The sequence below is a fragment of the Pseudomonas izuensis genome, assembly GCF_002356535.2.
In the GTDB taxonomy this organism is placed as follows: Bacteria; Pseudomonadota; Gammaproteobacteria; order Pseudomonadales; family Pseudomonadaceae; genus Aquipseudomonas; species Aquipseudomonas izuensis.
Genome location: NZ_AP017423.2, coordinates 1,923,382 through 1,944,511, shown reverse-complemented (window position 1 = coordinate 1,944,511; position 21,130 = coordinate 1,923,382). Strand labels below are relative to the sequence as shown.

At 51.7% G+C, this 21,130-nt stretch carries 19 protein-coding genes; 7 read left to right on the top strand and 12 right to left on the bottom strand.

The features are described from left to right. Window positions 1-347 precede the first annotated feature (347 nt). A complete protein-coding gene (locus tag LAB08_RS08750; RefSeq protein ID WP_157755734.1) occupies window positions 348-686 on the top strand; it encodes a hypothetical protein in 339 nt (112 codons plus the stop codon). A gap of 428 nt (window positions 687-1,114) precedes the next feature. Here the strand turns inward: LAB08_RS08750 and LAB08_RS08745 are convergent, their stop codons facing one another. Next, entirely contained in the window at window positions 1,115-2,665 is a 1,551-nt protein-coding gene (locus LAB08_RS08745; RefSeq protein ID WP_096512598.1) for a hypothetical protein, read from the bottom strand. 738 nt (window positions 2,666-3,403) lie between these two features. Further along, window positions 3,404-4,975 (bottom strand): SNIPE associated domain-containing protein, encoded by a 1,572-nt coding sequence (locus LAB08_RS08740; protein ID WP_096515492.1) that lies wholly within the window; start codon window positions 4,973-4,975, stop codon window positions 3,404-3,406. 290 nt (window positions 4,976-5,265) lie between these two features. On the opposite strand from LAB08_RS08740, the gene dusA reads away from it, so the two are divergent. Continuing rightward, a complete protein-coding gene (gene dusA / locus LAB08_RS08735) occupies window positions 5,266-6,261 on the top strand; it encodes a tRNA dihydrouridine(20/20a) synthase DusA (RefSeq protein ID WP_096512599.1) in 996 nt (331 codons plus the stop codon). Between the two features lie 47 nt (window positions 6,262-6,308). Here dusA and LAB08_RS08730 read toward each other — a convergent pair whose 3' ends face one another. Continuing rightward, complete coding sequence (locus tag LAB08_RS08730) at window positions 6,309-7,139, bottom strand: undecaprenyl-diphosphate phosphatase (RefSeq protein WP_096512600.1); 831 nt, start codon at window positions 7,137-7,139, stop codon at window positions 6,309-6,311. A 600-nt stretch (window positions 7,140-7,739) separates the two neighbouring features. On the opposite strand from LAB08_RS08730, the gene LAB08_RS08725 reads away from it, so the two are divergent. From LAB08_RS08725 to rfaH, 5 genes are all read left to right on the top strand, one after another. Continuing rightward, entirely contained in the window at window positions 7,740-8,480 is a 741-nt protein-coding gene (locus LAB08_RS08725) for a winged helix-turn-helix domain-containing protein (RefSeq protein WP_372237691.1), read from the top strand. Between the two features lie 29 nt (window positions 8,481-8,509). Continuing rightward, complete coding sequence (locus tag LAB08_RS08720; RefSeq protein ID WP_096512601.1) at window positions 8,510-9,265, top strand: EAL domain-containing protein; 756 nt, start codon at window positions 8,510-8,512, stop codon at window positions 9,263-9,265. A 34-nt stretch (window positions 9,266-9,299) separates the two neighbouring features. Continuing rightward, complete coding sequence (locus LAB08_RS08715; protein WP_096512602.1) at window positions 9,300-9,980, top strand: winged helix-turn-helix domain-containing protein; 681 nt, start codon at window positions 9,300-9,302, stop codon at window positions 9,978-9,980. 356 nt (window positions 9,981-10,336) lie between these two features. Further along, window positions 10,337-11,731, top strand: a complete 1,395-nt coding sequence (locus tag LAB08_RS08710; RefSeq protein ID WP_096512603.1) for an undecaprenyl-phosphate glucose phosphotransferase — start codon at window positions 10,337-10,339, stop codon at window positions 11,729-11,731. Between the two features lie 115 nt (window positions 11,732-11,846). Then, window positions 11,847-12,353: a transcription/translation regulatory transformer protein RfaH gene (gene rfaH / locus LAB08_RS08705; protein WP_096512604.1), complete on the top strand. Its 507-nt coding sequence runs from the start codon at window positions 11,847-11,849 to the stop codon at window positions 12,351-12,353. Between the two features lie 50 nt (window positions 12,354-12,403). On the opposite strand, the gene LAB08_RS08700 is transcribed toward rfaH, so the two are convergent. The 9 genes from LAB08_RS08700 to rfbB form a co-directional block, all read right to left on the bottom strand. Then, on the bottom strand, window positions 12,404-14,479 hold the full coding sequence (locus tag LAB08_RS08700) for a YjbH domain-containing protein (protein WP_096512605.1): 2,076 nt from the start codon (window positions 14,477-14,479) through the stop codon (window positions 12,404-12,406). Continuing rightward, window positions 14,476-15,243, bottom strand: a complete 768-nt coding sequence (locus LAB08_RS08695) for a capsule biosynthesis GfcC family protein (RefSeq protein ID WP_096512606.1) — start codon at window positions 15,241-15,243, stop codon at window positions 14,476-14,478. Before LAB08_RS08695 ends, LAB08_RS08700 begins: the two co-directional genes overlap by 4 nt. Beyond that, on the bottom strand, window positions 15,240-15,899 hold the full coding sequence (locus LAB08_RS08690) for a YjbF family lipoprotein (protein ID WP_301943430.1): 660 nt from the start codon (window positions 15,897-15,899) through the stop codon (window positions 15,240-15,242). The genes LAB08_RS08695 and LAB08_RS08690 overlap by 4 nt, the downstream gene beginning before the upstream one ends. Before the next feature lie 15 nt (window positions 15,900-15,914). Then, a complete protein-coding gene (locus LAB08_RS08685; protein WP_096512607.1) occupies window positions 15,915-17,030 on the bottom strand; it encodes a polysaccharide biosynthesis/export family protein in 1,116 nt (371 codons plus the stop codon). 90 nt (window positions 17,031-17,120) lie between these two features. Next, a complete protein-coding gene (locus tag LAB08_RS30280; RefSeq protein WP_096512608.1) occupies window positions 17,121-17,348 on the bottom strand; it encodes a hypothetical protein in 228 nt (75 codons plus the stop codon). Between the two features lie 321 nt (window positions 17,349-17,669). Further along, window positions 17,670-18,560, bottom strand: a complete 891-nt coding sequence (gene rfbD / locus LAB08_RS08680) for a dTDP-4-dehydrorhamnose reductase (RefSeq protein ID WP_096512609.1) — start codon at window positions 18,558-18,560, stop codon at window positions 17,670-17,672. A gap of 2 nt (window positions 18,561-18,562) precedes the next feature. Continuing rightward, window positions 18,563-19,102 (bottom strand): dTDP-4-dehydrorhamnose 3,5-epimerase, encoded by a 540-nt coding sequence (gene rfbC / locus LAB08_RS08675; RefSeq protein ID WP_096512610.1) that lies wholly within the window; start codon window positions 19,100-19,102, stop codon window positions 18,563-18,565. Further along, window positions 19,099-19,977: a glucose-1-phosphate thymidylyltransferase RfbA gene (gene rfbA, locus LAB08_RS08670; RefSeq protein WP_096512611.1), complete on the bottom strand. Its 879-nt coding sequence runs from the start codon at window positions 19,975-19,977 to the stop codon at window positions 19,099-19,101. The genes rfbC and rfbA overlap by 4 nt, the downstream gene beginning before the upstream one ends. A gap of 41 nt (window positions 19,978-20,018) precedes the next feature. Beyond that, entirely contained in the window at window positions 20,019-21,104 is a 1,086-nt protein-coding gene (gene rfbB, locus LAB08_RS08665; protein WP_096512612.1) for a dTDP-glucose 4,6-dehydratase, read from the bottom strand. Between the last annotated feature and the right edge of the window lie 26 nt (window positions 21,105-21,130).

The window sequence follows — 21,130 nt, the reverse complement described above, 5'->3', positions numbered from 1 at the left end:
TTCCAGATCCCCAATGCCCGTAACCATCGCCACACCCGCCCCGCTCTCCCGCCGTTTCTCCGTCGCGCCGATGATGGATTGGAGCTACTAGTTACTAGCCCCCCCCTAAAACCAAAGCGCTTAGCATCCTTCAGTTTCGGCCGTACCAATCCTGTACCACCATGATCCGCTTTCCTAATCACATCTCATCTAGCCCTGCGCCATGCCCCCAAAGAATGCTCTTCTGTAACCCGCCTGTGAAGCCATCCACCACTTAGTCCCTATATTTAGTGAGGGAGTAAAATTTGCGTTACAATACGCTGTAGCTCGATATTTCTAAAACTTGGAAAAACAAGGTAGCTCCGAGTATGTTTTCTGGAACGCTATATTTTGACGACGGCTCGGACGACCGTCTGACTGTGAACCGCCTAATAATCCGCGACAATGAAATTGCATTTAACATTGTTGCAACATGGAACGGAATGACAACGCTCATTGAGTTAGATGGCATTGCAAGTCATTATAGAAATGAATATATTTCAGAGGGCATAATCCCAAAACCAATTAATTCCAATTTCCATCCCGTTACAATTACAGTTCACTTGCTAGAGCCATTTGAAAATGGCATTTCCATTGAAGGAAGCTGGGAAACTAAAATGACAAAAATTAATTTTTCCGGCGACCTTGAAAACACCATAAACCACTAAAAGCCAGCGACGCTATCGCCTACTGCCGGCCCCCTTCAAGCATCCAAACATATCGGCGGCAGATTGAAATTTTTTTACGCAATGCGCCTACTTTCTAATGGAGGGTCTCTGAAGGACCACCCAGAGCACGCACCTGGTAATCGGTAATTGCTTGGAAGGGATATTCGGCCTCTAGGCGCAAACCCGGAGCGCATCGGAAGCTGGAGGAAATGTTCGCGGAGCACTGGAGTGCCATCGGTGAAAATGCAGGGTTTATTAACCAGGGCTTGGCTCGCCTCAAGAAACTATATCGGTTAGCCGAAGGTTGTCAGGCCGAACAGCTCCCGCTGCGTGGCTGTAATCGGCCAAAAGCGGAAGCTTCTTGATAATCAGATATACAAAGCTTGACTTAACGATTGGCAAACCACCAAGCTTCGGAAAAATTAGAGTTACCCTATTGAGTCGCTAGGTGGCTCAGGCCACATATTAGTGTCAATCCAACTCAACGCTTGGGATGCTGCCTCAACCGTAGCCACGGTAACCCGGGAAGTTCGCTTACCGTGAAATAAATCGTTACGCTCGCCCGAGACAACTTGATACTTACGAGTCAGCTCGCCAGCGGAAGTTTTCATCGGCACCAGTCGGTATAACGATTTCAACTTACCAAAAATACTCACATGAATCGGAGCACTAGGCCATATGACCTTACCTGTCATATCTGGGAACTGCTTCGAAAGAATAGCCTCTGCTTCCGACCAGAATTCCCTTGGGCTGCCTAGGTCAGCTGCAAGACCGGGGCGACCAAGCGCAACTTCAATTTCCTGGAAACGCTGCGTGATTAGAGACTCGACCGCCACGTTCAACCAGAAAAGCGCCTCATTAGTGTCTCCGAGTTCCAAGTACATGTTGGCTCTTACACGACACTCGGCGGACCAAGGTAAGCGGGTCAACTCACCTAAAACAATATTCAACGAATTTTCTGTGGGGGTAAATATTTCCAACAGTGCAGCAGGAGATCCTTTTCTAATGTAACCAAGACTGTCATTTGAACTGGTTTTAATCCAAAACTCCAAGTCAGATAAGTCTCGAGGTGCGGGTATCCAGTCTTGGTGTCCTGCATGATCTGTACGCAGCCGCCAAGCAAGGTCATGGAAAATCGAGAATGCTAACGTAAATGACTTTGGCCAGCCATTGACCGGAAACTCCGAGCCTGGCACGGCTTGTAGACGGTCGGTGAAAGCGCTACCGTCCACAAGGCCTTCCCGCTCAATAGTGATAACGGACGAGCCTGTTTGCCACCGAGAGGCCCCCGCTGAGAGGGCTGCATTATCACCTGTTTGGATAAAGCTTTCCTCCGTTGCCCGAAAGGATGGAGTAACTAGCGCTCGCATTGGAACACCGCACCACGTGAACTCGACCTCAAGTGGCTGCTTATGCAGCACATATGGGATGCGGAATCGGAATATTGTCCTCAAACTTCTATCGATCAAACCGTTTAGAACAAATAGAAGCTCGGATTTTTGCTGTATGAATTCGGTCATTTTTACCGAAGAAGTGGGCGCTGAAATTTTCTCAACCTGGTGTTGAAATTGGAGCACCTCCGACGGAGCTATCGCATCAATTGGTTTCTCATCAAATTGCTTAAAGACAAGATCCTTAATTAGGTGAAGCTTAAATACTGGGCAGTTCATCGGCTCGTCCCTTTCAATGCGCCAAAAAGCGTTAACAAACTTGGCGAACCGCTCATGTTGGTTTAGCGGTACAACGTATGGCGATGGAGAAAACCACCGGTCAAATCGCTTTACCCCCTCGAAAAGGAACATTGATAGCGCGAGCATTTGTGCCGGTTTGCGGAAAGGAAGTGAACCAGTGACAGCATCCAGAATGGCCTCCATTTCCTCATCGGACAGAGATTTAGCCGAGACAGCTGAATCAAATCCGGGAACGAATACTTCCATAATTCGCCGTTTCGCCTTTAAGTAGTCGAGTTGATTCGTCATCTACCCAACCCTCTTGATACAACAGGCACAGCGGCGCTCGTTAAATACATCCAACACAGGCTTCCTCATTCAGTAAAAGTGGCATAAAAATTCATATTGATTAAGGGCATTATGCCATTGGTATGTTTGACGTAGTGGGCGTCTTACCCCACATGACAAATAAAAATCTCTCGCCGAAGATAATATCTGTTTATAAGAGCGCTTGGATAGCGTCCGTCGGTGGCGGTTTTCTGCGAGATACACCAAGTCTTTAGGAGGCGATTGCCAGTCCACTGTTAACCTCCCTACCTTTCACCCAGGCACCTCGTTAGGTGCTTCCCAAGCTGATAACAAGGGTTCGATTCCCTTCACCCGCTCCACTATTTTCAAGGCTTCCAGCGGTATCAAGGTGACGTTGCGTAGAACTGGTGACAGTTTCGGTGACAGTTACTGGATTCGGGGAGTGTTTGCGCACCAACGTGAGTGCACAGCAACTGACGTTGGTGCGCAAACACTCCACCATAGGTGCTTTCGACTTTTCATGTTGCCCCCTCGAAAAACGGTTAGGAAGGTTAGTTTTTTGCTGACTGCCCTGAAAGCCTTGTGCTGAAAACCAAAAGGGGACAGATTTATTAACCCGTAAAAATAAATCTGTCCCCTTCCCCCTATACTTTTACCTGTCCCCCTTTCACTCTGTTTCCGCCTTTTTCGGTCCCTTCCTCCGTCGAAATCAAGACGCATACGAATAGGCAACAAACGTTAAGCTGAAGCCAGCGCTTCCTCCTCCGAATGCTCAATTGCTTCTTCTACTTCCAATTGATGCTGCGTCCATTCCGCAGCGATTGCAGGGTTTTCCAGAATCTGTTGTTCGATCCGCAGAGTCTCTTTGTATTCAAATGCCTTCGCGCTCATTGTCCAAAGTGTTTCTACCCCAAGGTCTTCAAGCTCGGCACGGATCGCTGGCAGCTCGATTCGGAAGAATTCTTTTCTTGGATTGACCTTATTGACCTGCTCGCGCAAGAAGTGCCGGTGAAGTTTTTTCTCAAGGCCCGGCGCATCGTCACTAAAAATCATTGCGTGAACATCGAACTCAAACGGGACGCTCGCGTCGCCGAGCTCACGTACGCGATCAAGCGGTTCCAATCGGCGTGTCATACCGATTTTGAACACTTGCTCGCCGAAGGAACCAACGTTGGAAATGACATACACATGGCCAGCACGAGTTTGCTGCGCCATGGACAACGCTCGCTGATTCTTCTCTTGGGCGGCTAGCAGTTGTTCTTGCAGCATAGCTAAACGAGATTCAAATTCTGCACGCTCTGCAGCAGTTGCAGCCGCCACCTGCTCTTGGGCTTTCTCGAGCGCTTTGCGAAGGTTGGATTCTTCTTTGGCCGCATCCTTAATCGCCCGCTCGTATTCACGTCGAGCTTTCTCTTCTTCTCTGATTTGCTCACGCAGTTGACGCTGTTCTTCACGTTCCTGGTCTTTCAGCAGTTTTGCCGTGACAGCCCAGCGCAACTCTTCCAGGCGAGACTTTAGGTACTCATCAGTTATTCTTGCGTTACGGAAAGGTGCACCATTTAGATTTACCAAAGCAGCAGCGTCGCGAACTTCCTGTTCGAGCTTACCGTGGTTGTCTGATTTTGAGCGCGAAAGAATCGAGTCGACCTTACCGTTGAACGCGTCCACTACGAATCGTAATGCGGTCTCGCGGCGGTTGGTTTCGACATAATCACAGGCGGCCGCCCGGCCCGTTTTAACCATCAGCCGGGTGTACTCCCGAGCTTCTTTTAGCTTTTGACCTGCTTCGGTGAAGCCGAACTCTTCAGCCAGATCATCCAGAAGGTTGTACGTCGGTACGATGTAGCCGTCACCGTAACCTTCTATTATGTTTTTCATCGCCTGAGCCGCTTCAGCGTAGTGCTTGGCTTTACCCATGGCCTCAAGGGCATCGCCTGCTACCTCTTGCGCTCGCTCTTGTGCGCCCGCGATTATTTTTTCTGCATCCGCGATCGCTTGGATCAATCGGGTTTCTGCCTGATCCACTTTCGACTGCGCTTGCTGCAGTAAACGGACACGTTCAGTTTTGGTCTCACCGAGGATTCTGACCGCCTCAGCTTCCGCATCCACGATATCCTTGAAACGCTCCAGCTCCCTGAGTTTCTGCTGCAATTGTTGCTGCAATGCAGCGATCTCTTGCTCGGTTACATTTAGGTCATTCTGTCTTGAAGTCAGCTCCATTTTCAGCTGATTCATTAGCCCTTTGAGTTTCGTATTTTTTATCAAGAGGACGAATGCTGCTATACCCGCGATTAATGCCAGAAGCTCCATGAGCTGCAATCCCTGTCTGATATCAAAGTGTGGATCGTACATCGCCGCAATAGCTATGAGCCATCTCTCAAACTCTTACGTCAACGCAACCTTACTGGCCCACACTTCGGTCAGCGGTAACCGTTGGTCGCTTTGGGAAAAATCAGACAGTTCTATTTACTCGCACCTAGCCAACTAGCCCCTCTTGCCTTCGCTCAAATACGTTGTTCCCCCCTCTACTCACCAAAACCCCACACCCCCATTCCTGTTAAACTCCCCCACCTCCCAGCCTCACCGATTCCAGATCCCCAATGCCCGTAACCATCGCCACACCCGCCCCGCTCTCCCGCCGTTTCTCCGTCGCGCCGATGATGGACTGGACTGACCGCCACTGCCGTTTCTTCCTGCGCCTGTTATCGAAAAACGCCCTGCTCTACACCGAAATGGTCACCACCGGCGCGCTTCTCAACGGCGATCACGAACGTTTCCTGCGCCACAACGAAGCCGAGCACCCGCTTGCGTTGCAACTCGGCGGCAGCGTTCCGTTGGACTTGGCTGCCTGCGCACGCATGGCCCAGGACCACGGTTACGATGAGGTGAATTTGAACGTCGGCTGCCCGAGCGATCGGGTGCAGAACAATATGATCGGCGCGTGCCTGATGGGGCATCCGCAGTTGGTGGCCGATTGTGTGAAGGCGATGCGCGACGCGGTGTCGATTCCGGTGACGGTGAAGCATCGCATCGGCATTAACGGGCGCGACAGTTACGAAGAGTTGTGTGATTTCGTCGGTACGGTGCGCGAGGCCGGGTGCACGAGTTTTACCGTGCATGCGCGGATTGCGATTCTGGAGGGGTTGTCGCCGAAGGAGAACCGTGACATTCCGCCCCTGCGTTATGACGTGGCGGCGCGGTTGAAGGCGGATTTTCCGGAGTTGGAGATTATTCTCAATGGTGGGATCAAGACGCTGGAGGCCTGCCACGAGCATTTGCAGACGTTCGACGGGGTGATGCTGGGCCGTGAGGCGTATCACAACCCTTATGTGATGGCGCAAGTGGATCAGCAGCTGTTCGGCAGCACCGCACCGGTGATTACGCGCGCCGAGGCGCTGGCGCAGTTGCGGCCGTATATCGCCGCACACATCGAGGCAGGCGGTTCGATGCATCACATCACGCGGCATGTGCTGGGGCTGGGCACCGGATTTCCGGGGGCGCGCAAGTTTCGCCAGTTGTTGTCGGTGGATATCCACAAGGCCAAAGAGCCGTTGGCCTTGCTGGATCAGGCGGCGCAGTTGCTTGAAGGGCGTTAAGCATTACCCGATACCAGGCTGCTGATCCCGCAGCCTGGTACTGGTGTTCAGTGCGCCGCTTCAGTCCAGTTGACCCAGCCAAATCCCCATGTCGCCAGGATCAGCAATCCGAATACGATCCGGTACCAGGCGAATGCGGCGTAACTGTGGTTGGCGATGAACTTGAGCAAGCCACGAACGGCGATCATGGCGAATACGAACGCCGTCACGAAGCCCAAGGCAAAAACCGGCAGGTCGCCAGCCTGGAACAGGTCTCGATACTTGTAGCCGGAATAGACGGCGGCGCCGACCATGGTCGGCATGGCCAGAAAGAACGAAAACTCGGTCGCGGCCTTGCGCGACAGTCCAAACAGCAATCCACCGATAATGGTCGATCCTGAGCGCGAAGTGCCCGGTATCATCGCCAGGCATTGTACGAGTCCGACTTTGAGTGCGTCCGTCCAACGCATATCGTCGACATGATCGACGCACACCACATGTTCGCGGCGCTCGGCCCACAACATGATCACGCCACCCACCACCAATGCCATCGCCACGGTGATCGGGTTGAACAGGTACTCGTGAATCTTGTCGGCGAACAATACCCCGAGGACAACGGCCGGCATAAAGGCGATCAATAGATTCAAGGTAAAACGCTGTGCATTGCGCTGCGTTGGCAAACCGCTGACGATTTCGAGGATCTTGCGACGAAACTCCCAGACCACCGCGAGGATGGCGCCGAGCTGAATAATAATATTAAACGCCATTGCCCGTTCGCCGCCGAAGTCGAGCAAGTCCGCGACAATAATCTGGTGCCCGGTACTTGATATAGGCAAGAACTCCGTCAGCCCTTCGACCGCCCCCAGGATCAGCACCGTGATGGTCGTCCAAAAATCCATAAATTCTCCGCTAGCCCCACACGACACGCCCTTCAAGGGACTGCTGTCTATTCAAGTATTTGGAATTTTCGCTACCTGACTCATTCCAAAAATACCAAATGTCCAAGCTGATGTTAGTTCAGCCTGGCAAATACAATTTGGCGAGCACGAAAGTAAAACGCATCATGGCCCGTAATGAAACTGGTTGTTATCAATTGTCCATATCAGCACTAACAAACGAAAGTTATATATCAGTTATTATTTGATATACCTTTACCAAAAACGTCGCGAAACACCCTCTACAGGCAACTATTTTTCAGGGCTAATTGATCCTCCAGGAAAAAGCGCAAAACGATTCACGCTTCGGCCACACGCACAGCTTATCGGTCCGGCAAATCAGGATATCGATACAAAAAGATGGCACAATGCTATACCCTGTTACCCTCTCCTGATTCCTGGCCAATTTGGCTGTCCACACCCAACGATCACGTCCGATTGTTCGGCAATGTTAAAAAAAACGTGTCTACCGCATCAAATTTTGGTGAAATGTTACCAATTGTCAGTCACAAATGAGAATTGGTGCTTTAACATCCAACCGTCTGCACCCAGCCGAGTCAAAGCATGATGCTTACAGGGACCAAAACGACTTCAATTCACAGCCACGCAAAGGAGCAGACAGGGATTCTCACCATCGGACGGACCCATATCGTAGCTGAGGGTTTCAGGGAATTAGTCGCCAGCCACGCAGGGACCGATATAACCGTTGATGCAGCGTGCTACAGCAATTCGTTCAATAGAAACAAGCACCTTGATTTGTATCGGGCGGTTTTTGTCGTCATTGATAGCCCCCAGGCGCTTGATGAAAGTATTGCCTTGATTGAAGGCCTTCGTGCCGACAATTTGGCGTCAACAATTATTGCGGCTATCACAGGCTCAGGCACCTACAACAAGATGAAATATTATCTTGCCGGCGCCGATTACTGCATAAAGTTCAATAGAACGCCTGATGATAGCGCCGAGGTGTTTTCCGAGGTCTTTAGTAGCCCGGAATGGCAGAAGAAAGACAATCTGCTCCTGGACCCGACTCGCATGTGCCTCATCGGGGACTATAAAAAGCTTGATGTCTCGTTTGCAGAAATGAAAATTCTTGAAGCTTTTTCTCAAACGAAAACCCAGATATTGAGCCATGATGAAATCGCCAAAGTCATGGGGCTCAATATAAATTTCTATGACCCAAGGGCCTTGGAAAAATCGATCAGCCGCCTTCGCGGCAAAATAAAAGGCATGTATGGCACCAACGCCATTCAAAGCATTCGTGGGTATGGATATCGTTTAATCAGGGGTTTGATTTCTACCACCTGATTATTTATGTGCAACGGAGTTTTTGCATTATGAACGCAACCGGATGCGTGCCTCGCTTCGACCGCGCGGATCAACACTTTTCTCGGCAATTGATTCTTACACGCGATGGCTGCCCATTTGCCAGCGAGATCAGAATACAATCCGACGATAGCCTGATTTTGTCCGCTATTGACTCTGGCGCACCAGCAGCGCATCAGATGGGTGGCATCTACAGCGAAGTGCTGATGCAGACCCGGCTGAGCGCTTTCTCGCTGAAAAACCGCAACAGCGCTAGCGAAAACAAACATCTGAGCCGCCGATTTGTGTGTGTAGAACAGTCTGCGCTCACCCATGCCGAGCTCACTGAAGACTTGATCCGGTGCAGCGACATCCTGCGTGGTTTCGGTCAGACGCTGGTGATCGCACTAAACACGCTGCCTTTGTCGATGGACAGTTTTACCGACAAAAAAAATGTCCTCCACAACGTATTTCTATTGAAAGATCACGGCATAGAAATCGCATTCGATGGCTTCGATATCTACGACGAAAGTATCGAAACATACACAACCCTGAATCTATTCGACTATATAAAGATTTCCATTTCGACCTTAGACTTGGACCTTGAGCTCACGGGCAACCCTGACCTTTTCAACCGACTTTACGAACGCATGATCCTGCAAGCGCACAATAATAAAGTCTGCTTTATAGCGGACAGCGTCGAGCATGCTGCCAGCCATGTACTGGCCCGAGCGCTGCCCTTTGACTATTTCCAAGGGAGCCATTACTCCCCTGCCGAAAACCTTTAATCCCATTACCAGGCGTGCACATCAGGAGAGAGCCATGGATAGCAGCACAAACCTCCTCAGAAAATACTTTGTTGTAGTAACCCATAACCCAGCGCTACAACTGGAACTGGAAGCACTACTTTCCAGCAAGCGATATAACTCGTTCGGTACGTCACAGGCAAAAATGTTTGTGGAAAGTGTAGCCCATCTTTCCTCTGCTCCAAAACTTATGGAATTTATTTTCCCGCACGTGGACAGAATGGTTTCGCCTGTTATCAAGCATGATACACAGCGCGTTCTTTCGACATTCAAGTCTGAGTGGCAAGCTGCCCAGCCCGACACTCAATTCGATAACATCGTCTGCTTCGCCGATGATGCCGGGGATGACACCAGGGATTGCGTCTCCAACTCGGCTGAACAATGCAACCCATTTAACGAAACCTGGCGATTAAGCAATGGTAACGGCGTACTGATCAAGGATGACATAGAGATTGTCTTGACTGGACTGGAGGCCACGCTGCTCAAGACCATGCTGCATCATGATGATCGCGTGGTCAGCAAGGACGACCTTATCCGCAGCATCGGCAGAGAACCCGAACATTATCGCGGTCTCGAAATGTGCCTGAGCCGACTCCAGGAAAAGTTCAAAAGCGCCAGCAATGGCGAGCGTCTTTTTCGTGCAGTCCGCAACCGAGGGTATTGCCTGATACAAAAAATCACCCGAGGCAAAGTCTGACCTGAGTCAATGAAACGGCCATCCCAGGTAGTGCACTACAACAATAAAAAAGCACACCGCCTCACTTCCCAATCTGCCTCTCCTCTTCTATAAACCCCACCTCACAAAATCAGTTTATCGACCATTTCTAACACGCCTTGCTTGCCCAATATATCAACCGAAACATACCACCCCCATCGTTAAAAGTCGTCAGACAGCATTCAAACCAATCACTTACTCTATTTACTGGCGACAGCGCCGCCCTTGGCGTTTCAGTTCGTCAACGGTTGGCTATCTAATAAAAACAATAATACATGCCAGATCAACTTTGGTTCTTGTCTGTCGACACGGAAATGAACGTATTTTGGGGATATCGCATGGTTAACAATCTTCGTATCAATCGAAATACCACTCTCAAAGGATTGACCTTCTGGGGACAGTGGGCAATGGGTCAGGGCTTTGTTGTCGCCCTGTTACTTCTATTGGTTTATTACCAGAATGGAAACGTAGAATTCTATTATCGAGTATGCGCAACACTCACCGTACTTGCATCCGTGCCCGCCTATACCTGGTGCGGCGTCTATGCAAAGCAAGACAATTACCTGGAAGGTTTGATAAGACTCCTGATGGGTTGGTCAATGACGTTGGCAGCGTTAGCAATTGTCGCGTTCCTCTGCAAGGCCAATGAACTGTTTTCCCGTCAGATCATTCTGATCTGGGCCATCTGCAGTTACATCGGGCAGGCGTTGTTATATGTCCCGTTGCATGGCTTCTCGAAATACTACCAACGCTCACTTCAACGGGAGCGGAAAACGCTGATTGTTGGTACTGGCGATCTGGCATTGGGGTTGGCCAACAAGCTTCGTACCCTTGAGCATTTCCCATTGGTCGGCCTGGTCAGTTCGGACGCCACGCCCTTGATGACTGAGGGTGCGCCACCTGTTGTAGGCCCGCAAGAGGCACTGCTGGAACTGATCCAGACCCACGATATCCGCCGCCTGTACATCACACTGCCGCTGAGTGAAGCGGCACAGATCGAGGCCATGTATGGCGATCTGCTGGATGCCCACGTCGATGTTGTCTGGGTACCGGACTTGAACAGCCTGACGCTGCTCAATCACTCGGTCAGTGATGTGGATGGCCTTCCGGCGATCCATTTGAATGAAAGCCCGCTGACCAGCCAACCTACCGCCGCACTGAGCAAAAGCCTGCTCGACAAAAGCGTGGCGCTGATGGCCATTGTCGTTCTGAGCCCGTTGCTGCTGGCGATTGGCCTGGCGGTCAAACTCACCTCCCAGGGTCCGGTATTCTTCAAACAGGACCGCCATGGCTGGAATGGCAAGGTCATTCAGGTCTGGAAGTTTCGCTCGATGCGCGTGCACGATGACCACGAAGTGAAGCAGGCCAGTCGTAATGACTCGCGGATAACGCCGATAGGACGTTTTATCCGCCGCACTTCAATCGATGAGTTGCCGCAGTTGTTCAATGTCTTGCAAGGCCATATGGCCCTTGTCGGGCCACGTCCGCATGCCATTGCTCACAATGATTACTACTCCGGCAAGATTCTCGCCTACATGGCTCGTCACCGAATCAAACCGGGTATCACCGGACTGGCTCAAATCAGCGGTTACCGCGGCGAGACCGACACCATCGACAAGATGCAGAAGCGCGTCGAGATCGACCTCAAGTACATCAACAACTGGTCGCTGTGGCTGGATCTGAAAATCCTGGTGAAGACGCCATTCACCTTGCTGTCAAAAGACATTTATTGACGGCGAGCCTCAATTTGATGGTGCGCCAGCGGATTAATCAGGGGACGAAAGTCCCCTTTTCGCTTGGTCCGGTGCAACTCAAGACTAAACAACTCGCCAAGTAAGGAAGACTCGGATGATCGCGAGTAAACAATATGCCAAACCCGCCTGGTACCTGATTCACTGCAAAGCCAACCAGGATGAGCGCGCCGAGGAAAATTTGCAGCGTCAGGGTTACCAATGCTATCGCCCGACTTATCGTCGCGAACGCCTCCTGCGGGGCAAGCGGCAGACACTCTGCGAGTCGCTGTTTCCCGGCTATCTGTTTATCCAGCTCAGCTTGCACGACAACTGGGCACCCCTGCGTTCGACGCGAGGCGTTTTGAGGACGGTCAGTTTTGGTGGTCAGCCTGTAGCGATTGCTGATGATGTGATTGGGCATCTTCAACTGCGCGAGCGCGAACCATCGGCACAATCGTTGCTGACACAGGGCGACCTGGTGCGTATCAACCAAGGGAGTTTTGCGGAGCTGGAAGCGCTTTTTCTAGCGATGGATGGCGATGAGCGGGTTGTGTTGCTGATGAACTTTTTGCAACGCGAGCAGCGTATCAACCTGCCGCTGTCGAGTGTCACCAGGCTGTAGGAACCTCAGAGCGATCTGCAAGGCAAACCCACCTTGCAGATCGCCAATCATCACTCGGTAATCTTCTCGAAGTTGCGATAGAACAAATCGCTGTCACGGCTATCGGTCATCGTGTGCAACGAGTAACTACGATTCAGCCGCGCACCACCATCCCGGGTCAAAGGCGCCCAGACGATGTTGGCACGACGCATCGTCGACATGCTCATCAACTCGTCGAAAGGAATGGAGATGTAGATTCCCTTGTCGAAACTACCCTCGCCATACTCCTCTTTAGTCGCCGTGGTCAGCGTGACCCAGCCACCAAATCGCACGCCGTTACGGAACTCACGGGACAGGTCGATCGTAGTGCCCCAGTCCCGGGCCAGATAACGGCCCACGCTGACAGCCGCCTGCGCTTCGAAAGGCAAGTCGGTATAGCCCGTGACGTGCCCCGTAACGGTCGAGTAGTCACGCAGACCAAAGCCCTGGTCAAAGTCACGCTGGCGAACGAAGTTCAGATCGGCACCGACGGACCAGCGCTGGCCCGCCGGGCGAAACAGTACCTCACCACCGACCCCGGCAAACATGGACTCCAGATACCCCCCGTAAACCATGCCATAAAGATCCTTGTCCAACTGCTTGGCGTGGTTGAGCTGGAACGTCGGCATGGTGACGTCGGAGGTCGTCAGATACTTGCGCAGGTCTGTGCGTACTCGAGGTAATCCACTCGGTGCGTCGTAGGTAAACTTGTCATAGTTATTCAACAAGTTGACGCTCAGCAAACCACTCCACCAGGTATTACGGGTGAAGCGATATTCAGCGTCGGCATCGGCAGTGATCTGATAGAGCAAGCCATCTGGCCCACCGATGTTCTGTTTGTACCCCAGGCCCAGTCCATAAGAGAAAGGATCCCGCACCCCGGTATACAGCGTGGTCTCGGTGTGCGGTACCGCGGCATTGACCTCGGTTGCGCGATGCAAATCTTGCAGAGACTCTTCGTTCTTGACCACCTCGCGGAAGGTTTCGCGGGGCACACTGGTTTCTTCCAGAGGCATGTCGTATCGCTTGTTCACCAAGGTGAACCAATCGATATCGTCATTGACGCTGTTATCCAGGATTCGACTGGCCCGGCCGACAGCTTTCGCCGAATAGAAGTAACGGGACTGCTCGCCATACACCAACAACTCAGAGCCACGCTGGGTGATGCGCTCCACTTTATAGCCGGCATTATTTTGCAGGCGTTGGGACACGTTGGCCCAATTGACCTGCTCCGGGGGAGTAGCAGGCGTTTGAGCGGGAAGAGGCTCAGCCGGCGGGTCGTAGGTCTTCACTGGCGTCTTGCGGCTGGCGAAGTTGGTGTGCAGGGTAATACCGAACATGGCGGTATTGCCGCGCTCCCAGGCAGCGCTGAGGTCAATCGAGTCTGTCAGTTTGTACACGGCGCCGATGTTGACGGGCGTGTCTTGTTTAATCGAATTAGCGAAGGGTTCACTTTTATAATCATTGCCTTCGTATTCGAGTTTCAAACTGAGCGGTGCCCAAGGTGTCTGATAAGCGACGCCACCGAAAATGGAGGGGGATCCTCTAAAATAATTCGCATTGAAATCACCTGTCCCTTCGCTGGGCGGTCTTGTATCGAAGCGGTCATCGACCCACCCAAGTGGGTTATCGAAATCTCCCCGACTCCCCATGTACCCCCAAGCGACACCGCCACTGAAGTCAAAATTGCCGAAGCGTTTGTTGGCGACAAAGTACTCGCTGGAAAACAAGCCCGTACCGCCGATGTCCTGAAAGCCCAGTGCTACTTGAGGAAGCCAATGACTTTCCTGCCACAAACGAACTTTGGCATCAACGGCCTTATCCTTGTAACTTTGATCGCCACTGAGTGACTCGGGGCCGTATGGCCGGTTGGTAATGGCGGTATAGCGAAACGAGCCCTCAAGCCATTCAAAGGGCTGTAGCGAAAGACTGTAACGAGTATAGGGTTCAGTTCGACTGGCATTGACACTCAGTTCACCGGCAGGCGCCATGCGTGCGGTGGGTGTCTGTAACAAGCCCACCCCACCGAAATCATTCTGGGTATAACGCGGCTCTCCATGAGCCAAACCACAAGGTAACAACAGAACGGCTGCAAAACGTAACTTCAAGGGGCCACCTCAGCCACAGGTTGAGTGGCGAGAAATTCGGCCAACTGTTGGTTGAGTTCAGGTGTTGGCGGGTCAAGATCATCGTTCTTGATCGGCACGAGGATTTTGCTGCCGGCGGCGGGCCAGTGCCCCTCCTCCCGATTCCACAAGGCAATGCCTATCCGCTGGGTGTGGCCATCGGGCTGGATAATCCACAGGTAATCCATCTCGGCATCGGCGGAGGACTGACAAGCTTGCAGATAGTCGCGGGCTTCCTGCATTGCGCGATAAGGCAGCCGGCAAGGTTTCGCGACAGCGCCCAACACTTCCACGGTATCTGGACGAAGTGGATAGACAAGATGGTCGCCCTCATCGATGCGATCGTTGAGGGCAAACCCGACCTCGACCGCAACAGGGTCAAGCACTGCAACCTGGCGCCCCGTAACCGGTAGTCGAGCAACCTCCTCATAGAGTTGGTCGGCCAAGGCTGCCCGGGCAGGCTTGTTAAACAACAAGGCACCACGCTGCAGTACTTTCAGATCAAACAGTACGCCGACTTTCAACCGGCGCTGCTCTTCCAGCAAAGGCTGGCGTAACCAGGCGGCAGCCAACCAGTAACTTTCAGCATTGGGTTGTGCAGCGGTAATAACATCCAGCAAACGGGCGCCTGGCTGGATCTTGAATGGGCCGGGACTGCGAACGTCACCACTGACGGTGACGTCGGCATGGCCCAGGCCTGAGCCAGCTAATAACAAGCCGGCAAACACTATATTCAGACGCTTCAATGAATAGCTCCCTGCTGAGAACGCAACTGAATGAACTTCAGGGAAATTTGAGGCGTTAGATGCTGTTCGCTCTGAATGACGAAACCATCCTGTGGCCTGACCCAGTAACGATTGACTGCATGGAAATCTATTTGAGGCGCATCAATGCGCTCATCAACGCGGAGCAAGGCATACGTCTTGTCCATCACCTTGACATCCTCAATGCCTTCCTGGGTAAACCGGCTGCTCACGGCAATCCCGACACGGTAGCCGTCATAAAGATCGATCCAGCGGGTGCTGCTGTAACCGTCGGGCAGCCGATGCAGCCCACGCTTGAACGGCGACTCACCCTCCCAGCGGGTACCATCGAGGTTGATACCGAGCCCGACGCTGCGCACGATCAAACCGTCGCGCATCAACAACACCTGCTTACCGGAAGCGACCCAGAACTGCAGGTCGCCACGCTGGCGAATCATTGCCATGACGCCTTCGCTGGAAGACGTGGTGACTTTGATCTGAGGAAAAGGAACAGCGTCCACCTGAGCCTGGGTCAACTCCAGAGAGTCGGGCCCCACTGCGGACGCTTTAAGGGTATCGAAAGAGGCTTTCATCAGTGGGTTACACCCACACAGCATGAAAGCCATCGCCAAGCAGGCGCTGCTGCGCAAAATATTCACGGGTAGAATTTGCCCTTATCTGCTGCCGGCTTCGCTCATATCGTTTCTTGCAGCTGCGCCTATACCCACGATGGATGCGGACGGTACCAACTGGCTGATAAAACGGTTCCAACGCGTGATGTTGGCGGGGCCGACATAGACCACGTCCTGCGCTTGTACATCGAAGCGCGTTGCCAGTGCCATGGCAGATGGCGAGGTGGCTTCCAGCTGGAAAATCTTGGCTGGTTCCTTGTCCAGATTTTCGACTCCCCTGATGACATAAACGGCGTTGCCATTGGAGGTTGTCTGGTTGAGGCCGCCCACCGTACCCAGAACGTCGGACAAGTTCATTGTTTTGGTTTTGAAGGTCAATGCCCGAGGCTGGTTAACCTCACCCATGACATAGATGCGTTTACGATCGTTGTAAGGCAGATACAACTGATCACCCGCCTTGAGGTAAACGTTGGGTAGCGCGGAGTTTTTCTGGCGGTTCAATGCGTCCAGATCCAACTTATATTCACGACCATCACGCGTCAGCGTCAGGCCCGACAGATCAGCGTTGAGCGGATCGATACCGGCATAACCAACAGCCTCCACAACACTCAAGGGCGTCGTGGTAAGCGGTTGCTGTCCGGCTCTGACAACTGCACCGGACACAACGATTTTCTGACTGGCGAACCGCAATACACTGATGTCGACTTGCGGACTATCAACGAACTGGGTGAGTCGCTCAGAAATATAGGCGCGTAGTTCTTCGATTGTTTTACCCGCAGCCGCGATGTTGCCAACATAAGGGTAAAACAGCTTTCCGTCCGGCCGTACAAGACGTCCGTTTGCGTCGATCTGCTGTTGTGGACCCGAAGGAGCGGTTAACTCCGGATGGTCCCAAACGGTAATGAACAGCAAATCATTGGCACCGATCCGATAACTTTCCGGTGAGTAACTCAACAACTCTGGTGGGATTGACTCGTCGACCTGAGTGGAGGCTTCCATTGCGATCAATTTAGGCGTGATGGGTATCAGTTCAACGTTCCCACTCTCGGATGTACCGTCACGAACAATTTGACTGGTGTCCATATGTTGACCGGGAGAAAACATGCAGCCTTGCAAGGCAATACTTGCCAGTATGGCAACAGAAAGATTACGAATCATATTGGCACTACACTAGTTGAGAGCACATCCAAAAAAACAAGGCCACCCAGGATACCCTGTGTGACCTTGTCCAAAACACCGAGAACTATTTCAATTAGTGGTACCGGTAGTACCGGTGGTACCTGTGGTACCTCCATTAGAACTCCCACCACTGTTGGACGCGGCCACAACGCCCGCGACTACCGCCGCACCAATCGCCAAACCCGTTCCCACGGTGACTGAGCCCACCAAAGGAGTGTTCAGTGTCAACGGTTCTTCTGCCGCAACTACTGTGGTACTCAAAGCGCCCAATAGCGTGATAGCAAATAGCTTTTTCATATCAGACTCCTTCTCGATATACAGGATTGATACTAAGTACCAAGAAGCGAAAGCATGACCAGATGCAGATATATTACGCGCCCGCTCACCTTACCTCTTGTAGATCATGTCATCGACAGAAGATCTATGCCACCGATGAGACATTGCTCTACCGATAGCGCTGATCACGATGATGAGCCATGGATTTTTCTAACATGTATAAATGCCCAATGAACACCACGTATTCAGAGGGCTTGCGATAATGCGGTATTGAATGAGGAAAGCTCAAATGCCGCGAAGAATGTTATTAATGGTCGGACTGTTTTTCAGCTTTATCCAGCATCAGGCGCCCTTCAGGTCTCCCAGCTGCTGAAGAACGGACCGAAGATCCTGCGCCCAGTCGCAGGGGTATAATCCGTATCCGTCCGCCAGCTTTCGGCAATCCAGCACCGACCACATCGGACGCTTGGCTGGTGTTGGATACTCTGCGGTAGTGATCGCCGTGAGTTGGGGGCGCCGTTCCAGCAGACCAAGGCTTATGGATTGTGTGAATATCTCATTGGCAAAGTCATACCAGGTACAGGCCGGTGCACCACTGTAGTGATACACCCCCCAGTCAAGACGACCTTCCTGTTGAAAACTCGAAGCCAGAGCCCAAAGCGTATCGGCAATGCTACCTGCGGAGGTGGGGCCCCCATGCTGGTCGGCGACGACAGACAATGTTTCCCGGTCCGCTCCAAGACGAAGCATGGTCTTCACGAAATTATTGCCGTGCGCGCCAAACACCCAACTGGTGCGCAAGATCAGATGGCGCGAACATTCTTCAATCAGTCGCTGCTCTCCGGATAACTTGCTCAACCCGTAAATACCGGAGGGCTGAGTCCCCTCATCGGGCGTGTATGGCTTATCACTATCACCACTGAACACATAATCCGTGGATATATGAAAAAGTGGAATGCTCAGCCTTTCCGCAGCCGCCGCAAGAAACCCTACTCCGTCCGAATTGACCGCATAGGCTCGCTCGACGTCAGTCTCAGCCTTGTCCACTGCTGTGTACGCAGCCGCGTTGATGACCAGTTCCGGTTTGATCGATGTAAACACTGCCAGGACTTGATCAGCGTTACTGATGTCCAGATCCTGCGAACCAAAGCCAGATACCGAGAATCCGGCAGGGACTCGCCGGAGCAACTCGTGCCCGACTTGTCCCTGAGCTCCCGTAACAAGAACGCGCATATTCATTCCCCGCCTAGCAGAGCTCGCAGGCTCGGGTGACGCAGGTCTTTTTCCGACAGTTTTGGCGTATCTACCGGCCACGCAATATTCACATCAGGGTCATTCCAGATCAGGCCGCCCTCTTCTGCCGGGAAATACAAATCGGTGCATTTATATTGGAAGTCGGCGATATCACTCAACACACAGAATCCATGGGCGTAACCTGGAGGAATCCATAGTTGCAAATGGTTGTCCGCCGAGAGTTCAACGCCTACATATTCCCCACACGTTGGAGACTCCGGATCGATATCCACTGCTACATCGTAGACCGCGCCACGAGTAACACGCACTAATTTCCCCTGGGGTCGATTACGCTGAAAATGCAGCCCACGTAATACTCCATGCTGCGACCGTGAGTGATTGTCCTGTACGAAGGGTAATTCGATACCGGCTTCACGATAACGTGACTCCTGGTAGCACTCAACGAAAAACCCCCGCTCATCACCGAACACTTTTGGCTCAATAATCAACACACCAGGCAATTGGGTCTGGATGACGTTCATGATGGCAATACCGTGTCCAATAAACGGGACAGGTACTGGCCGTAGCCCGTTTTTGCCAAAGCATTGGCCTGGTTACCGAGTTGCTCGGCGGTCAACCACCCCTTGAAATAAGCAATTTCTTCCAGGCAAGCGACCTTCAATCCCTGGCGCGCTTCAATGGTCTGGACGAAGTGGCCCGCCTCCATCAGTGACTCATGGGTCCCCGTATCCAGCCAGGCAAATCCGCGCCCCAAAAGGCTGACATGCAAATCGCCCCGTTTGAGGTAAGCGTTGTTAACATCGGTGATCTCCAACTCACCTCGGTGTGACGGTTTAACGTCTTTTGCGATCCGGACAACGTCGTTATCGTAAAAATAAAGCCCCGTAACGGCATAGTTGGACTTCGGATATTTTGGCTTCTCTTCGATAGAGATAGCCTTGCCCGTTTCGTTAAACTCAACGACCCCAAAGCGCTCCGGATCAGTGACATGATAACCAAAAACCGTCGCACCGGATTTACGGTTGGCCGCATCGGCCAACATGGCACTAAATCCATACCCATAGAAAATGTTATCGCCCAGAATCAAGGCAACATTGCTATCACCTATAAAGCTCTCACCGATAATAAACGCCTGTGCGAGACCATCGGGAGTGGGTTGTTCAGCATAGGAAATCTCGATACCAAAAGAAGATCCATCTCCCAGCAGCTTACTGAAATTTGGTAAATCTTCAGGTGTCGAAATAATTAATACTTCCCTGATGCCTGCCAGCATCAGGACCGAGAGCGGGTAGTAAATCATTGGTTTATCAAAAACAGGCAACAACTGTTTTGATATCCCTCGTGTTATGGGATGCAAACGTGTACCAGACCCGCCCGCAAGAATAATACCTTTCATAAATCGCTCCGCAACAAGATGGTAGTATGCTTGATTACCGCTTACTCAACAGTGGTTCCCAAGCGACCAAGACGATAATCTCCATTGAGAACACTCTCCCACCATGGTCGATTTTCCAGATACCATTTCACGGTCTTGCGAATACCCGTCTCAAAACTTTCTACTGGAACCCAGCCGAGTTCATTCTTTATTTTGCTTGCATCTATTGCATAGCGACGATCATGCCCTGATCGATCTTTTACAAATGTAATCAACTCTCTATAAGATGAGATATTTGCGTTATCTAAGCTTGTACCGGATGGGACGTACTCATCCAAAAGCTCGCAAATAATTTCAACGACTTGCAGGTTTCTCTTTTCGTTATGTCCACCGACATTGTAGGTTTCACCGACCCGGCCTCGGGTGAGTACCTCGATTAAAGCCCGAGCATGATCTTCAACATAAAGCCAATCTCGCACTTGGGCGCCATCCCCATAAACAGGGAGTGGCTTTCCTTGCAGGGCATTTAGAATAACGTGCGGGATCAGCTTTTCAGGAAAATGAAAAGGGCCGTAATTATTTGAACAGTTGGTTACTACAACAGGCAATCCATAGGTCCTATGCCATGCATGAACCAAATGGTCGGACGCTGCTTTGGACGCCGAATAAGGGGAACTCGGGGCATAGGGCGTGGACTCGGTGAAAAGATCCTCTGTCCCTTCCAGATCACCAAAAACTTCATCAGTAGAAACATGATGGAACCGGAACTGTTTCTGAGCTTCCGCGTCTAGCTTGCGCCAGTAACCCCGGGAAACTTCTAGCAGGGTATAAGTTCCGACTATATTGGTCTGAATAAACGCCGACGAGTCATCTATAGATCGATCAACATGAGACTCCGCCGCCAAGTGCATAATAGCGTCGGGGCGAAACTCCTGGAAAACCCCTTCAATGCTCTGTCTATCACAGATATCAAATTTGAAGAAGTGGTAATCTTCCATCATATCGACTGATGCAAGAGACTCCGAATTCCCGGCATACGTCAACTTATCAATATTTCCGACTATATATTTGCCGCTTTTCAGCAAATGACGTACGACTGCGGAGCCAATGAATCCGGCTCCGCCCGTTACGAGGATACGTTGTTTCATGGGAATCTAACCCTGGAGAAATTATA

Coding starts and splice junctions, on each gene's coding strand:
- LAB08_RS08750 (WP_157755734.1), top strand. CDS start 348: ATGTTTTCTGGAACGCTATATTTTGACGACGGCTCGGACGACCGTCTG.
- LAB08_RS08745 (WP_096512598.1), bottom strand. CDS start 2,665: ATGACGAATCAACTCGACTACTTAAAGGCGAAACGGCGAATTATGGAA.
- LAB08_RS08740 (WP_096515492.1), bottom strand. CDS start 4,975: ATGGAGCTTCTGGCATTAATCGCGGGTATAGCAGCATTCGTCCTCTTG.
- dusA (WP_096512599.1), top strand. CDS start 5,266: ATGCCCGTAACCATCGCCACACCCGCCCCGCTCTCCCGCCGTTTCTCC.
- LAB08_RS08730 (WP_096512600.1), bottom strand. CDS start 7,139: ATGGATTTTTGGACGACCATCACGGTGCTGATCCTGGGGGCGGTCGAA.
- LAB08_RS08725 (WP_372237691.1), top strand. CDS start 7,740: ATGATGCTTACAGGGACCAAAACGACTTCAATTCACAGCCACGCAAAG.
- LAB08_RS08720 (WP_096512601.1), top strand. CDS start 8,510: ATGAACGCAACCGGATGCGTGCCTCGCTTCGACCGCGCGGATCAACAC.
- LAB08_RS08715 (WP_096512602.1), top strand. CDS start 9,300: ATGGATAGCAGCACAAACCTCCTCAGAAAATACTTTGTTGTAGTAACC.
- LAB08_RS08710 (WP_096512603.1), top strand. CDS start 10,337: ATGGTTAACAATCTTCGTATCAATCGAAATACCACTCTCAAAGGATTG.
- rfaH (WP_096512604.1), top strand. CDS start 11,847: ATGATCGCGAGTAAACAATATGCCAAACCCGCCTGGTACCTGATTCAC.
- LAB08_RS08685 (WP_096512607.1), bottom strand. CDS start 17,030: ATGATTCGTAATCTTTCTGTTGCCATACTGGCAAGTATTGCCTTGCAA.
- LAB08_RS30280 (WP_096512608.1), bottom strand. CDS start 17,348: ATGAAAAAGCTATTTGCTATCACGCTATTGGGCGCTTTGAGTACCACA.
- rfbD (WP_096512609.1), bottom strand. CDS start 18,560: ATGCGCGTTCTTGTTACGGGAGCTCAGGGACAAGTCGGGCACGAGTTG.
- rfbC (WP_096512610.1), bottom strand. CDS start 19,102: ATGAACGTCATCCAGACCCAATTGCCTGGTGTGTTGATTATTGAGCCA.
- rfbA (WP_096512611.1), bottom strand. CDS start 19,977: ATGAAAGGTATTATTCTTGCGGGCGGGTCTGGTACACGTTTGCATCCC.
- rfbB (WP_096512612.1), bottom strand. CDS start 21,104: ATGAAACAACGTATCCTCGTAACGGGCGGAGCCGGATTCATTGGCTCC.